General features: G+C 38.5%; 11 protein-coding genes. 7 read left to right on the forward strand and 4 right to left on the reverse strand.

Annotated features, from left to right (window positions below; all coding sequences use genetic code 11):
- The first annotated feature begins 28 nt into the window (after nt 1-28).
- Nucleotides 29-916 (forward strand): UTP--glucose-1-phosphate uridylyltransferase GalU, encoded by an 888-nt coding sequence (gene galU, locus MSTHT_RS08935; RefSeq protein ID WP_048167474.1) that lies wholly within the window; start codon nt 29-31, stop codon nt 914-916.
- A gap of 85 nt (nt 917-1,001) precedes the next feature.
- On the opposite strand, the gene MSTHT_RS08940 is transcribed toward galU, so the two are convergent.
- Nucleotides 1,002-2,285, reverse strand: coding sequence for a UDP-glucose dehydrogenase family protein (locus MSTHT_RS08940; RefSeq protein WP_048167475.1), 1,284 nt, complete (start codon nt 2,283-2,285; stop codon nt 1,002-1,004).
- Nucleotides 2,286-2,480: 195 nt separating this feature from the next.
- Here MSTHT_RS08940 and MSTHT_RS08945 point away from each other — a divergent pair, with 195 nt between their 5' ends.
- The 6 genes from MSTHT_RS08945 (at nt 2,481) to MSTHT_RS08970 (ending at nt 8,679) form a co-directional block, all read left to right on the forward strand.
- On the forward strand, nt 2,481-2,789 hold the full coding sequence (locus tag MSTHT_RS08945; RefSeq protein ID WP_231588049.1) for a hypothetical protein: 309 nt from the start codon (nt 2,481-2,483) through the stop codon (nt 2,787-2,789).
- Between the two features lie 513 nt (nt 2,790-3,302).
- Nucleotides 3,303-4,376 carry a DUF354 domain-containing protein gene (locus MSTHT_RS08950; protein WP_048167476.1) on the forward strand — a complete coding sequence of 358 codons (1,074 nt, stop codon included), beginning with the start codon at nt 3,303-3,305 and terminating at the stop codon, nt 4,374-4,376.
- Nucleotides 4,360-5,409 carry a polysaccharide deacetylase family protein gene (locus tag MSTHT_RS08955; RefSeq protein ID WP_082086821.1) on the forward strand — a complete coding sequence of 350 codons (1,050 nt, stop codon included), beginning with the start codon at nt 4,360-4,362 and terminating at the stop codon, nt 5,407-5,409. Before MSTHT_RS08950 ends, MSTHT_RS08955 begins: the two co-directional genes overlap by 17 nt.
- Nucleotides 5,399-6,298 (forward strand): glycosyltransferase, encoded by a 900-nt coding sequence (locus tag MSTHT_RS08960; protein WP_048167478.1) that lies wholly within the window; start codon nt 5,399-5,401, stop codon nt 6,296-6,298. Before MSTHT_RS08955 ends, MSTHT_RS08960 begins: the two co-directional genes overlap by 11 nt.
- Before the next feature lie 79 nt (nt 6,299-6,377).
- The gene (locus MSTHT_RS08965) at nt 6,378-7,592 is read left to right on the forward strand and encodes a glycosyltransferase family 4 protein (RefSeq protein WP_048167479.1); all 1,215 of its coding nucleotides are present in this window, start codon (nt 6,378-6,380) and stop codon (nt 7,590-7,592) included.
- Nucleotides 7,593-7,671: 79 nt separating this feature from the next.
- Nucleotides 7,672-8,679 (forward strand): GNAT family N-acetyltransferase, encoded by a 1,008-nt coding sequence (locus MSTHT_RS08970; protein WP_048167480.1) that lies wholly within the window; start codon nt 7,672-7,674, stop codon nt 8,677-8,679.
- 223 nt (nt 8,680-8,902) lie between these two features.
- On the opposite strand, the gene MSTHT_RS08975 is transcribed toward MSTHT_RS08970, so the two are convergent.
- From MSTHT_RS08975 to MSTHT_RS08985, 3 genes are all read right to left on the reverse strand, one after another.
- Complete coding sequence (locus MSTHT_RS08975; RefSeq protein ID WP_048167481.1) at nt 8,903-10,366, reverse strand: lipopolysaccharide biosynthesis protein; 1,464 nt, start codon at nt 10,364-10,366, stop codon at nt 8,903-8,905.
- A 93-nt stretch (nt 10,367-10,459) separates the two neighbouring features.
- Complete coding sequence (locus MSTHT_RS08980) at nt 10,460-12,418, reverse strand: hypothetical protein (protein ID WP_231588050.1); 1,959 nt, start codon at nt 12,416-12,418, stop codon at nt 10,460-10,462.
- A gap of 107 nt (nt 12,419-12,525) precedes the next feature.
- On the reverse strand, nt 12,526-13,539 hold the full coding sequence (locus tag MSTHT_RS08985; RefSeq protein WP_231588051.1) for a polysaccharide deacetylase family protein: 1,014 nt from the start codon (nt 13,537-13,539) through the stop codon (nt 12,526-12,528).
- Between the last annotated feature and the right edge of the window lie 940 nt (nt 13,540-14,479).

The raw sequence follows: 14,479 nt of genomic DNA on the forward strand, positions 1-14,479 counted from the left end.
CACAGATATTTTATTGGAGGGTTTTATATTGACTATTAAAAAAGCGCTTATTCCAGCTGCCGGACTTGGAACCCGTTTCCTGCCTGCCACCAAATCAATGCCAAAAGAGATGCTTCCTATTATTGACACCCCTGTAATCCAGTATGTTGTAGAGGAAGCCATTGAATCGGGAATTGAAGATATTATCATTATTACAGGCAGAGGTAAAAGGGCAATTGAGGACTATTTCGATGATTCCCCCGAACTCGAGATGCACCTTGCGAAAAAGCGAAATACTGAACTTCTAAAGCTTGTAAGGGATGTTTCCTCTCTTGTGGATATTCACTATATCCGACAGAAAGAACCCAATGGACTTGGAGATGCAGTCCTCAGAGCAGAAAAACATATTGGAGATGAGCCTTTCGCCGTGCTTCTAGGAGATGATATTATTGTGAATGACAAACCCTGCACGGCTCAGCTCATTGATAATTTTCAGAAATATGGAAGATCCACACTCGCAGTCGAGGAAGTTCCTTATGAAAAGTTGAGCAGCTATGGGATTATAAAGGGGAAACCTCTCAATGATTCTCTCTATGTACTGGAAGATATTGTTGAGAAGCCGTCACCTGAGAATGCTCCTTCCAATATAGGTGCCATAGGGCGTTACGTTTTCACCCCTGAAATTTTTGATTGCATAAAAGAAGCCGGAACAGGCGTGGGAGATGAAATTCAGTTGACCGATGGAATCCGGCTCCTGAACAACACCCAGACAATCTACGCTTGCAGGTTCAAAGGAAAAAGATTTGACACCGGCGACAGGCTCGGGTATGTAAAATCGATAATTGACTTTGCTCTTAAAAACGAAAATCTTAGAGATGATGTACTTGAATATCTGAGAGATATTCTGACAACAGTGGATGACCCCTCTGACAAATAAGATCCACATAAATAAGGCAGCTAGAGACCAGAAAAGTTGAACTAATAATTTTGAATAAAAAAGGGGACACGGTGTCTGCTAGTTTTTACCAGCAGAGGCCCTCATAATCTACTTTTTTCGAATTAATTACCTTTCTTCCGTCAATTACTATCTTTTCTTTCATGGCTTCAAATTCGGAGTCAAGTTGTTTGAATTCATCCCACTCTGTCATTACGAGGCAAGCATCAGCCCCCTGAAGAGCATCTCTAGCATTCCCAAAGTATTCAACTGTCGGAAAGATCCGTCTCATATTTTCAATTGCCATAGGATCATAAGCTGAAACCTTTGCCCCAAGCCTGAGGAGTTCGGCAATGACAGGGATAGCTCTGGATTCCCTTACATCATCTGTTTCGTTCTTAAAAGCAAGCCCAAGGACTGCAACCTTTTTTCCCTCAAGGCTTCCAATTTTCCTCTGAAGCATCTCGATCATTAGAATCGGCTGTTTTTCATTTACTTCAATTACAGATTCCAAAAGTAATGGAGAATATCCGATTTCTTTCGCCTTTCTTATAAGCGCCTTTACATCTTTTGGGAAACAGGATCCTCCAAATCCCGCACCTGAGTTCAAAAATTTCGGGGATATTCTGGAGTCTTTACCTACGGCTTCCATAACCTCATATGTATTAATTTTTAATCTTTTACAGATATTTCCAATCTCATTGGCAAAAGATATCTTAGTTGCAAGAAGAGAATTATTTGCGTATTTGATCATTTCTGCTGTAGATGGATTTGTGCGGATGATTCCGCATTTAAAGGTTTCGTAAAGTTTCGAGACAAGATCTCCGGATTTCTGATCAATTGCTCCAATGACTATTTTGTCTGGATTCATGAAGTCGTAGACTGCTTTTCCTTCCCTGAGAAACTCAGGATTCATTGCAACTCCAAAGTCTTTTCCAGCTATCTTCCCTGAAGATTCTTCAAGCAGGGGAATGACAAACTTCTCAGTTGTCTCAGGCACCACCGTGCTTTTGACAACAACTACGTGGTATCCTTCTTTTTTTGCCAGGACTGTGCCTATGCTTGTTGTCGCCGCACGGACGATTGAAAGGTCTATGCTTCCATCTTCTGCTGAGGGAGTTCCTACGCATATAAAAGAAATATCCGTCTTCCTGATTGCAGATTCATAATCAGTGGTTGCTGTAAGATTTTTTCCGGCATGTTTTTGTAAAAGCTCCCCTAAGCCTTCTTCATATATTGGGGGGATTCCTTCGTTTATCAGATCCGTTTTTCTCTTATCAATATCTAAACAGATTACTTCATGCCCGAGTTCTGCAAAACATGCGGCTGTGACTGAGCCCACATACCCTGAACCTATAACGGAAATTTTCATAAATTGAACCTCTTTATTGAGTGGAGGGGTAATAAATTCCAAATCATATTTATTTTTTGATAAACACTCTTCTATATCCCTTCTGAAGAAAGTCAATTTTTCTTATTTATACAACTCATCTCGTCAGTCTTAATAGATTCATATAGTTTAATGCTTATATCCTGTATAGTTAGGATTTAATATGTGTTATGACAATTGCTTTACAGAGATTATGGGGGATTTATAACGCTTTCAATATTTGATGTGGGTACAGAATTTGCTGCGAGAAACTCTCATCCGGATTTAGGTATTTGTTTCCTCTCGACAGATTTTGGAATCCCTGAATACTATCAGATAACTGTCGTAGGTCTAATTGCTCTTCTGGGTATGAAAGAAATGCTACTGGTCTCCAAAGAAGAGGATAGATTTTCTTTAGATTCAATGGATATGGGAATTTATCCTTTGATTATCTGTTTTATCGCCAGTTTTCTTTTTGCAAGCCTGGAAATAATTTTTACAAGGTAAACCTCTTTGAGATTATAAATTTCTTTATTATAAGCATTTCGTTCATTCCTTTGTAATTCATTTTCTTGTCTAAATATTAGAGGATGGATAATGCTTATTTTTTATTTCTGAAAACCGAAGAGTGCGCAATCATATTTTCTAAAATTTTTAATTATGTTAGTTCAGTAACTTAGTTTCCATACTTATTTATTCTTGAGTCATTTATCTTCTAGTCGTAATATTGTTTGTTGGCGACTATATCTGAAGTAAAAATTTGAGTTTCATAAGGACACTATTAGGGGATGTTTGAGCTAGGGGGACGTTTGAGGCAGGGGGACGCTTGAGCTAATGAACCATAAAAATGATTCTATGTTCGGATAGAGTAAGATATTGGAAGTCTATCTGACAGAAAGGTTCGAGATAAAAGCTGGATGATAAACAAGATTCAATTGTTATTTTCTCTAAATAAGGCATAAATAGACTGTCCATCTGTCTTAGTGTAATTATAGGAAATGTCAATTGGGGAGTGAAAAGTTGAGGGTTCTTGTCGATATAGGGCATCCAGCCCATGTCCACTTTTTTAAAAACGCTATATGGAGTCTTGAGAAAAAAGGGCATCAAGTAATGGTAGTTTCGCGAGATAAGGATGTAGTTATAGAGCTCTTGAACGCCTACGGGATCCCACATACGGTTTTGAGCAAAGTAAAGCCAGGGAAGGGAAATTTGCTTGAAGAATGGTTCATAAGAGAGTATAAAACTTTTAAAATTACCCAGCAATTTAAACCTGATATCTTCATAGGTGTCCTTTCTCCAGTTGTAGCTCAAATAGCCAGGATACAGAGGAAAAAATCTATAATTTTTAACGACACCGAACATGCAGTACTGGCTCAAAAACTAACCTATCCTTTCTGTGACATAATCTGTACTCCTTCAAGCTATCTAAAAGACGAAGGAAAAAAACAGATAAAGTACAATGGTTACCACGAACTGGCTTACCTTCATCCATCTTATTTTACTCCCCGTCCTGAGATTCTGAAAGATCTGGGGGTAGAAGAAGGTGAACCTTTCATAATCCTTCGCTTTGTCTCATGGGGTGCACACCATGATGTCGGCCAGCATGGAATCAATAATAAATTATCACTCGTTAAGGAAATTAAAAAATTCGGAAAAGTATTCATAACCTCAGAAGGACCGCTGGCAAAAGAGTTTGAAAAATATAGAATCCGAGTTTCTCCCGAGAAAATTCATCACCTGCTCTATTATGCCACTCTGTATATTGGTGAAGGAGCAACTATGGCTGTTGAAAGTGCAATCCTGGGAACGCCTTCGATCTATGTTTCCACTCTGGCGGGAACTATGGGAAACTTTTCCGAACTCGAGAATAAGTATGGTTTACTCTTCAACTACAGTGATTCGGAATCAGCTCTAGCAAAAAGTATAGAGCTTCTCAAGGATCGGGAGCTTAAGAAAACCTGGAGATTGAAAAGGGCTGCTCTTCTCAAGGACAAGATCGATGTGACCAAGTTCATGGTCCAGCTCATAGAAAAAGTTCCTGAGAACAAATCTGAATCTGTTTTATCTTCGGTCTCGGATGAGTCCTATGCATGAACTACTGATGCAAAACCAGGATATATGGGATCTTTTCACTCGAAAAGAAGAATATTCTCCCAAAAAGCTGGACGAACACCAGCGTTTTCTTTTCTCCGAAGAAGATCTTCGAAATGCTTCTGAGCCAGTGGTATCCAGGTATCTTATTAAGCATGGAATGCAGGTCGAATTTCCTGAGAACAAATCATTTGCCGTCTGTTTAACTCATGATGTGGATGATATTTATCCACCTCTCTCACACAGCTTATTGTCATCAGTTTACAGTCTTAAACGGCTGGATCTCAAGGGTTCTGTAGATCAGCTAATGTGGAAATTGAGGGGAGCAGGCTACTCCCCCTACCTTAATTTTTCTAAGATAATGGATATTGAAGCCAAGTTTGGAGCAAAGTCCTCTTTTTATTTCATTACTGCAGAAGCTGATCCAGTAAGATTAAGGTATGATATTGAGGACATAGAGGATCATCTAGGAGAAATCTCAGATAGGGGATGGGAAATAGGTCTTCACGGAGGTTACTATTCGTATAACAGTCTGGAAAAAATAAAACAGGAAAAAGAGAGACTTGAAGCTGCCCTGGGGAGAAAAGTCATAGGTTTTCGTAATCATTACCTCAGGTTCAAAACTCCCGATTCCTGGGAAATACTTGCAGACGCAGGTTTCGGTTATGATTCAACTTTCGGGCATAGATACTCAATTGGCTTCAGGAACGGAATGTGTCATCCTTTTAATCCATATAACCTTAACACAGGAAAAGAGATTGATATTCTCGAAATTCCACTTGTTATAATGGATGTAGCGCTTTTTGCTACTAGCAAATCTTTCGAGGAAGCCTGGGAGCGTACAAAGAACCTTATTGATATTACAGCAAGCCTCAATGGCGTTATTACCCTGCTATGGCATAATTTCGTTTTCAGTTGCGAATTTAGAAAAGATTGGGCAAGGCTGTATGAGAAGGTGCTTCATTACTGCTACGGAAAAAGAGCCTGGATTACAAGCGGAGAAGAAATTTACAGGTGGTGGAGAGATGGGGTCTGATATAAAAGGAAAGTATTTGCTGATTACCCCCGCCAAGAATGAAGAGCAAAACCTGCTCGAAGTTTCGAAATCTGTAATAGGACAGAAACTAAAACCTGAGTTATGGGTTATAGTCGACGACGGGAGTACCGATGGAACACCACGTATTCTCGAAGACTTGCAGGCAAATCACTCCTGGATCCGTAGCATAAAATTGCCTCCCAGACCAAGAGACATTACTTTTCACTATAGCTATGTCTGCAAACAGGGCTTTGACTACGCGCTTGAATACTGTAGAGAAAATAATATTGAGTTCGAGTATATAGGTCTTCTTGATGCTGATACAGTTCTGGAGGAGAGCTATTTTGAGAAGCTTCTGACTGAGTTTGAAAAGAATAGTTCTATTGGGATTGCAAGCGGTGGGATATATTATGAGAATGACGGAAAGCTTTCTCTAGAAGTGACTAACAAAAATCTTCCTCGTGGGACAGGAAGGATCTGGAGGAAAGAATGCTTTTTTGAGACTGGCGGCTACCAAGTTGAACCATCTCCAGATTCGATCTCCAATATAAAAGCTCTCCTGCGAGGCTGGCAGCTCATACAATATGCTGATGTCGTTCAGATACAGAAACGTAAAACAAGCGCAGCAGATGGACTCTGGAGTGGATATACCAAAAATGGCTGGATGGCTTACTATCTTGGGAAAAGACCTCTCATTGCTCTTGTAAACGTGCTTTATCTCTCATTGAAACCTCCCTATTATACAGGTGCTGCTTACTTCTTGGGTTATTTTAGTTCAGCAATCAAGAGGGAGAAAAGAATTGAAGATCCTGAGATCAGGAATTACTACAGAAATCAGGGACTTTCAGGAATATTATCCCAAATCCTGGGAATATCCAGCCGGAGCTAAAGAGATTTACGGGAAGGAGAGCCGTGAATAGTAACAACATTTTGAAAAAAGCGGTTTACTCACAGGTGATAATTTGAAGATGCTTTTCCTAGATATGGTAAAGCCTCTTTCTCTTGCCGATGGTTCGCTTATCCATAGATACGAACTTGTTAGCAATCTAGCCAGGTTTGAGAATGAAATCCATATATTTACTGCTGGTAATACCCCTCTATCGAATATCAAGAATATACATAGCCATAATATCCCACCTGGAAATTTCCTTTCACTCATTGTCAATTACTTCAGCAGTTCTATAAGCCTTCTCAGTTCCGAAACTTTTGATGTGCTGTATACCCGCAATCCTAACTTTGGATTTCTTGCTGGACTTTTCTGCAAGACCAGATGTAAAAAAATAGTTTACGAGTTAAATGGGATTCCTGAGGACGAAAAGAATCTTTTCAGAACAAAATATGAGGAGGACGGATTTTCACAACCACGCAAAAAGAATTATTTTTCAAACCAGTATTTCTCTGTGCATGCAAAGCTTAAACTGTTTATTCTCAAAAAAGCTCTCGGGTTTTCAGACAGAATTATTGTCGTGACTCCAGGTATAAAAACAAATCTTGAGAAGATATATAACATTCCTGGAGAAAAAATAGTTGTAGTCTCCAATGGAGCAAATACCTCCCTGTTCAGGCCGAAAGAGCAGGAGATCTGTAGAAAAGAACTCGGTCTGGAGCTTGAAACTCCCTATGTATGTTTTGTGGGCAACCTTGCTCCTTGGCAGGGGGTCGAGTATCTGGTAAAGGCAGCTCCATCTATACTTTCCAGGTTTCCAGAATGCCATTTCCTGATTGTCGGAGATGGAGTTATGAAAGACAACCTTCTCAAGCTCTGCAGGGAACTCGGAGTTGAGGATAAGTTTATTTTTACAGGCGTGGTTGCCTACGATCGCGTGCCTCTTTACATTAATGCGAGTGATATATGTGCAGCTCCTTTTATACTTGCCAGAAATGCAAAAATAGGTCTTTCTCCTCTGAAATTATACGAGTACATGGCTTGCGGAAAAACTGTAGTTGCAAGTAATATTAGTGGTGTTTCCGATGTACTTGAGGCTTCAGGAGGAGGAATTCTTGTCCCTCCTGAAAACCCGAATGCTCTTGCAGAAGGAATCATAAAGGTGCTTGAAAATCCGGGTTTGGGGAAGAAACTGGGCTCAAAAGGTTTAAGTTATGTTACTGAAAATTACAGCTGGTACAGCGTTGCGAAAAAGGTTAACGAAGTCTGCAAATCAGTACTCGAAGCCGAGAACTGAGAATTCGAAATTAATTGATGTTTTCCTATAACTCAATTATTAATCAGATAAGAATAGTATCTATTGCACGGGGCTTAAAATGGACGAAATTGAAGTTAGAGAATTAGCGCCATCTGAATACAAAGAATGGGATCTGCTTGTAGAGAAAGCTGAGCCTGGTACAATTTTCCATACCAGTGAATGGCTTGGAATCTGCAGGGATGTCCTGTCAAAAGATCTCAGAATCTACGGCTGTTTCAGAAAGGGCGAACTTGTAGGAGGCTGTCCGCTTTTTGTTAAAAACATTAAGGGAATCTTGAAAGTAGCAACCTCGACCTGTGATATGACCAGCTATAGTGGACCTCTTGTAAAAGAGAGTGCCAGTTCCAGGACAAGTAAACGTATACAGGAGATTCATGAAATTCTTAATCCCCTCAGGGAGTTTCTTTGCAAGCAGGGATTTGATAGTATTCATCTTACGCTTTCTCCCGGGTTTAAGGATGTGAGACCTTTTACCTGGTATGGATGGGATTCCACCGTGCATTATACTCATTACTTAAATCTGAAAGATAATGTGGATAACAACCTTTCAAGAAAGATCCGCAGAGAACTCAGAACTGCAAATGAGGCAGGACTTAAGACCAGGGTATGGAATGATCCTGAGACATATTACCATCTGCTCTCAATGGTTTACGAAAAACAGAATTTAGCGCCTCCCCTTCCCAGAGAATTTTTCGAGAGAGTATTTAAGCTGATTCAGGAAAAAGATATTGGTTATATGTTTGTCACAGAGACTCCTGAAGGTGAAGCTATTGCAGCTCACCTGAATCTGTATGGAAAGAAAAGCACCATAACCTGGACCTCAGCCCTGAACCCGGATTTTGGTCGTCTGGGTCCCAATGCTCTTCTATATTATAATGAATTTCTTGATCTTAAGTCCCGAAACTTCGAGTACATGAATGTAATGGCAGCGAATATTCCCAGGTTTGCGGATTTTATCATGGGTTTCTCTCCTGAGCTAATTCCCTATTATAGCGTGACTCTGGAGAGCAAAAAATATTCAATCGCAAAAACCCTGTATAAAATCACTCACAAAGAAACTTTCTAACAGAACCGATTTTTTTAGAATTGTAAAATCAGGAAAATCCTAATTTAATTTTTATATTCTTTTCTAATGGGGCTTAAATCAGGAAAATCCTGGTTTAATTTTTATATTTTTTCTAATCGGAACTCTTTCCTGACCAGATACTTTTTTTCTTTGTAAATGGGATGTTTTAGAAATTTTCAGCTTTTTCTTAAAGTTATTTCCCTTAAAAGGTTTAATTTCCTATTCAGATTTTGTTTTTTATATTCACGAGAAAAGCCGAAAAAATCTTCCTGAATGTAGGGTCATCACGAAGGGTTAGACCGTAATAAATAGGAGTTATGATGACAGTTGCAAGAAGGATAATATAAAAGTTTGCAGAGAACACTTCAAGCAAAATTAATGGGATCGATACAGCGATTCCTATTGCTGCATATTTAATAAGGATCTCTACGCTTTCCATTCTATTAATTCCTGCAAGATTAAGCAAATACGCATTATTCCAGAGCCAGAATATAACTCCTGTTAAGCTGAAGAGTCCGAGGGCAAACTCAGGGCTTCCGTACATTCCTCCTATAACCAGTGCTACTATCCTGGAGATAAGAAGAACAATGCTGAAGGTAAGCCAGACCTTCTGTTTCTCAAAGATGCTATAGAGAGTTGAGATAGGCGAGGACAGGAAAACGAGGAATATCCAGGGCACAAGGATTTTCACATAAGTGCCTGATACGTGCCAGCCCTCTCCGAAAGCAAATGTAAAGATTTCCTCTCCTAGGATCAGCAGAAGTATCATTGGGAATATGCCTATTAGAATTAGCTTTTTGTAAACCTCGCTAACAATAGTTTTCATATCCCCTTCTCCATTCCCGTTCTTTACCTCACTGATTCTCTGGAAGAAAACCTGCTGAATAGCTGTCCCGATAAGCCCCATAGGCATATTTACTACTTGATTCGCAAGCGAAAAATATCCGACAACACTTGTACTGTAAAAGTACACAAGCAAAAAGGTAGGCACCTGTGGCGAAATTGAGTTTGCGAGTGTGGACCAGGAGCTAAATAAGGGAAAGTTTTTATACCGAATAGCTAACTCTTTCATTTTTTTTATCGAAACCTTCTTGAAGATTTTTAAATCTTCTTTTGCACCCTTTAGCATGAACAAGTCCGCTAATCCGTATCCAATTGTGTATCCTGCTATGAGACCCAGAGGCGATACTGCACTCCATATTGGGGCAACTAACTGTAATATTTTGGTTGACAATGTGTTTAGAACTTTGGAGCCTGCTATAATTCCAAAACGTACTTTTCTTGAAAGCCAGTAATTCTGAACAAAGAAAAGCCCGTTAAAAAATACTATTAGAGGTAGATAAATTAAATACTCTGAGATTCCAGGAGCATTAAGGATTCGCTCAATTTTATCTGGGAATATTATTACAGTTGCAGCCGTGAGTAAAGATATAAAGATAACTAATACCGTGCAAAGAGAGACTACGTTTGCAGAATCTTCTTCGGTTTTTGGTAGCATAATAGCATACTGGTATGAAAAAGTAGAGAAAATTACCAGTATTCCTGATACCGAAACAAAAAGCTGAAAAACTCCCAAGTCATCAGGGCTGTAAATTCTTGTGACTAGGGGTACAAGAAGTATAGCCAGAACCTGTGAAGCAACACTTCCTGATACAAGTTTCAAAACATTAGCGATAAAGTTTGACATCTATCTTCAACTCTAAAAATATAGGCTCCAGATGCATGGGCTCTTCTTTCATTTCCCAATTGTGTAAATGGAGTTTATTCTCGGCTCTTGATTTCAGGCCGTTTTTTCTTCCTTTATATAAGCAAATACTTCTTCGTTATCATATACACGGGCATAATCATATGTTTTAAATCTGTTGAAAAATTCTTCTGGCATCTTCTGAATAAAATTCACTCCATAACGTTCAGGATCATTAATGGATACCGGCTCTTTCAAAGTCGATTTTCTCAGCAAAACCAAGGGATTGCCAGCAATCTCTCCTGTCTGTATATGCTGAATGTTAAAATATGTTGCGTTACTTGAATCATATCCTCTATCCCTGTAAAAAAGACAACTGTCATATGGAGAATCCATCAGGATGTTTCCGGAGTGTTTTGCTGTTATTGTTTTTATTGCTTCGATTTCAACCTCTTTGAACTGGTTCCTGACGGTTGTATCCTTTGCAACAAGAGGGTTGTCTTTATTTATGCCTGGCGTGGTTACCATTATAAATGAAAACAGTGAAATGATTACAAAAATTGCGAGCACCTTTGCTTTTTTCGAATTAAAGAGACTCGCTAATTTTAGCATATATGAAGCAGCTACAAGTACCAGAAACACTGCTATTAGCGGGAACCATCGGCTTGTTAGAAAATTTCTCATTCCGAGTAGAGGAATGCCATACGCAAGACCGTACAGAATTGCAACTACAAGAGCAACAGAGAATTTGTTTATACTTTTGATATCTCTGCCAGAAAACCAGGCTAATACTCCTCCTATTGCGAAAAATGGCAAGGCAAGATAGCTTATGTGAAGTAAGAGTACTTCCAGTGTTTCCTGATTTCTTGCGGAGCCTAAAATGAGCTCCTCGCTTGAGTAGCTTGATCCTGCCTCAATCACATCCATAAGAGGACCGAGAACCATCTCAAGGAATGAGGTGTTCGGATTGACAAATGTGAACATCCAGTATGTTTGTAAGCTAATAACAAAAAAGAGCATATAATTAAAGCTGTTTGTTTTGGTAGGGAGACTCTTATAAACATGGTTGTGAAGGTATTTGCCTGCATAGATTGAGGCTAAAGAAAGAAGTACTACAAAAGTGGTCAACTGGTGGGTTAGAACCATTAGAATAGTAGTTATAAGGATAAGTCCTGTGTATCTCAAGCTCTGTTTCTCGCTAAAGATCGCGTATATAACAAATATAAAGTAGCAGAGAACAAGTGAGCCAGGAGTTATATTCGCAATGCCAGCAACGATGTTATGATTATTTAAGTTTATTAGCAAAGTCGCCAGCAAACCCATCTGAGGGCCTTCAAGTTTCTCTCCTATGAGGTAAATGACCAGAGTACTGAGAATGCTGACAATTCCTATGGAGTAAAATATTGCGTCTTTAACATCTGTATTACCCATTATCTGAGTTGCTGAGATAAAAATATGAGCAAGTGGATAATAGAAGTATTTGCCACTTATCTCAATAGGAGCAATGGATCCGGTATCAGTAATATACCGTGCCATACTGGCATGGAAATAAGCATCGTAGCCCATAAGACTCGGAAAATTGTAAAAAATCCCTACTCTTATGAGAATGGATAGAAGGAATATTTGCAGCAGTATGGATACTACACTGTCTCCCTTCCTAATATAAAGGATCTGAGAGGCAATAATGGCTGCAAGGACAGATATCAATATGAAATAAGATATGGGTCTGTAATATAGATTCATACTATATATTAAAACGCATATCAAGAAAATGAGATAGAATGAGATTCCCAGTATACTTTTAAATCTGTCTTCTTGGGAAGATATCGCAGCCTCGCTTTTAAATTTATTTCTGAAGACGAAGTAGATTAAACATGAAGAGAGAATGGCTATGCCAATATCTATCTGGTTTAGATTGATTATATAATATAAAGAAATAATAAATAACCCTAAACCGAATCCCATGATGCTGAGAATTACATCAAGGTTTTTAGTAAGCTCCTCTGCGTATCTTTTTGCAGTTTCCATATAACCCCACAAATCAATAACTTTCATAATCTAAAACATTCTAAGTTAAAATATTTTTTGCCTGTAAATCCGGATGGTTTTCTCACAGGTTAATTTTCTTTTTCAATCCCATGTTATTTCTCTTAATATCATATTCAGTAGTTTTCCTTCCACCATCTGTATATCTCGGCTCCTGATGTCATCCAGGCATTTTTTTGAGTACAATACTCCAGGATTCTTTTATAGAATTCCAGATAATCCCCTTGCATATACGTGTTATGCCAGAGGATTGTAAGTACGCCTTTATAATTTTCAACTGTATCAATGAGCTTTTCCGTAAGTTTCCATGCCTGATTGAAGTTTAGATGCATCTGGCTGAAAAGGGTGGTATCCATAATACCCAGTGGAATTTCCAGAATATCGATTTCTTTTCCTGTGTTAAGGTTATATGGATTAAAAGGATGACACATTCCGTTCCTGAACCCCACACAATCATGATAGCCGAAGGTTGAATCGTAACTGAAGCCCGCCTCTGTAAGGAATTCCCAGGTTTCTGGAGTTTTAAATCGAAGATAATGATTCCTGTAGCTTATAACCTCCTTTCGGAGTACTTTCTCCAGTTTTTGTTTTTTGTTTTTCATTTCTATTAGGTTATTGTAAGCCTCATGACCTCCGTGAAGCCCCACCTCCCATCCATTGTCCAAAATATAGCCGAGTTCTTCTTCCACTTCTTCAATGCTGAAAGTAAAATCTTCGTCTCCAGGATCAAGGGTCAGAAAATAAAATGTGGATTTTGCCCCATAGCCTTTTTCCAGTTTCATAATTTGTCTAAAATTCCACAAAGGGTTCCAGGTTTTGTTTATTCTTGAGAACGGAAGGATAGAAGCCTGTACGAACTGACCCCTTTTGAGAGCTTTTACTGCTCTGGCTGCAGTATTCAGCATTCCTGGGCATACAAAATCGATATCATGAGTCAGACATACGGCAAAATTTCTTCCTTCAGGATATTCGAAACTTAGCCCATTTTTAATCAAAAATTTCGAGACATGAGGCTCAAAAATATTTCTTTGACTGCTTAAGTAATATGAGAATCTTCCATACTTATCTAAGAGGATAGGGTCGTACTCTTCTTTTTTTGTAAATAAATCCCATAGCTCCCTATCTTCCATTATTTTCTCAGACAAAGTATTCTCTTTATTCTTATTGCTTGGAGCTTCAACTTTATTAAATATTTGATTAACTCTGGTTCCTTTATTTTTATCTTTTAGGAACTTATCTCGATGAGCTTTTTGTATCAATCCTACCCCCACTGGAACCCTAATGTACTATTCTCATAGACTATATTATATCGTTTAGACCACTGCCTTAAAAACATTAATCTCATTTATTCTCTAAAGTTATCTTGTCACTCTAGAGTCCCGCTTATTAGTTGTGCTTTTGATTGCAAAAACTGATTAACTTCTCTGCTGGCTAACCCTACTCCCAATTCCCTTATTATCTTGGATCTTTTTCAGTGCGGCTTCCATCAACATTCTGGCAATCTTCTGAATAAAAAATTTTGTTTTAACACAGGTGTTCAATTATCGGCAGAGAGAATCTGTATTTTTATTCTCTGTAGATTAGCCTTAATTATTCAATGATTGAAACCATTAGACGTATTGATTGAGACCATCAGACATATTTTTTCTTTATGCCATGTATAATATAATAGATTAATATATAGGAGAAGTACGTGTAAGAGAAGCAAGGTTATTGCGCCAGCCTCTGAATAATAAGGTTCCAGGTTAACCAGAGTTATTTTGCAACTTTGTTCATAAGTCGAGACCCTGCAGTATCCACCAATTTACAATGTTCCCCCATAAATGAATAAATATTATTAGGATATAAGTTTTAGCGTTGGAATAAAATTTTTTTCACAATACTTATTACTATTATAATATATTACTCTACTCGACGATAGATCATGAATGCTGCTCAATATGCTGCGACTTTTATTTATACTTTCAGGGCTACAAGTTGTCTACTTCCAAGCTTTATAACTATCTCAGAAAAAAACTCTAACACGCACATTTTTTATTAGTTGGGTCCTCTTACAGTATTATCTTATCT

It is taken from the genome of Methanosarcina thermophila TM-1 (assembly GCF_000969885.1).
Lineage (GTDB): Archaea > Halobacteriota > Methanosarcinia > Methanosarcinales > Methanosarcinaceae > Methanosarcina > Methanosarcina thermophila.

Bases quoted from the DNA above. Each gene is read 5' to 3' on its own strand.
- MSTHT_RS08940 (WP_048167475.1), bottom strand. From the start codon at position 2,285: ATGAAAATTTCCGTTATAGGTTCAGGGTATGTGGGCTCAGTCACAGCC.
- MSTHT_RS08955 (WP_082086821.1), top strand. From the start codon at position 4,360: ATGAGTCCTATGCATGAACTACTGATGCAAAACCAGGATATATGGGAT.
- MSTHT_RS08960 (WP_048167478.1), top strand. From the start codon at position 5,399: ATGGGGTCTGATATAAAAGGAAAGTATTTGCTGATTACCCCCGCCAAG.
- MSTHT_RS08965 (WP_048167479.1), top strand. From the start codon at position 6,378: ATGCTTTTCCTAGATATGGTAAAGCCTCTTTCTCTTGCCGATGGTTCG.
- MSTHT_RS08970 (WP_048167480.1), top strand. From the start codon at position 7,672: ATGGACGAAATTGAAGTTAGAGAATTAGCGCCATCTGAATACAAAGAA.
- MSTHT_RS08975 (WP_048167481.1), bottom strand. From the start codon at position 10,366: ATGTCAAACTTTATCGCTAATGTTTTGAAACTTGTATCAGGAAGTGTT.
- MSTHT_RS08980 (WP_231588050.1), bottom strand. From the start codon at position 12,418: ATGAAAGTTATTGATTTGTGGGGTTATATGGAAACTGCAAAAAGATAC.
- MSTHT_RS08985 (WP_231588051.1), bottom strand. From the start codon at position 13,539: ATGGAAGATAGGGAGCTATGGGATTTATTTACAAAAAAAGAAGAGTAC.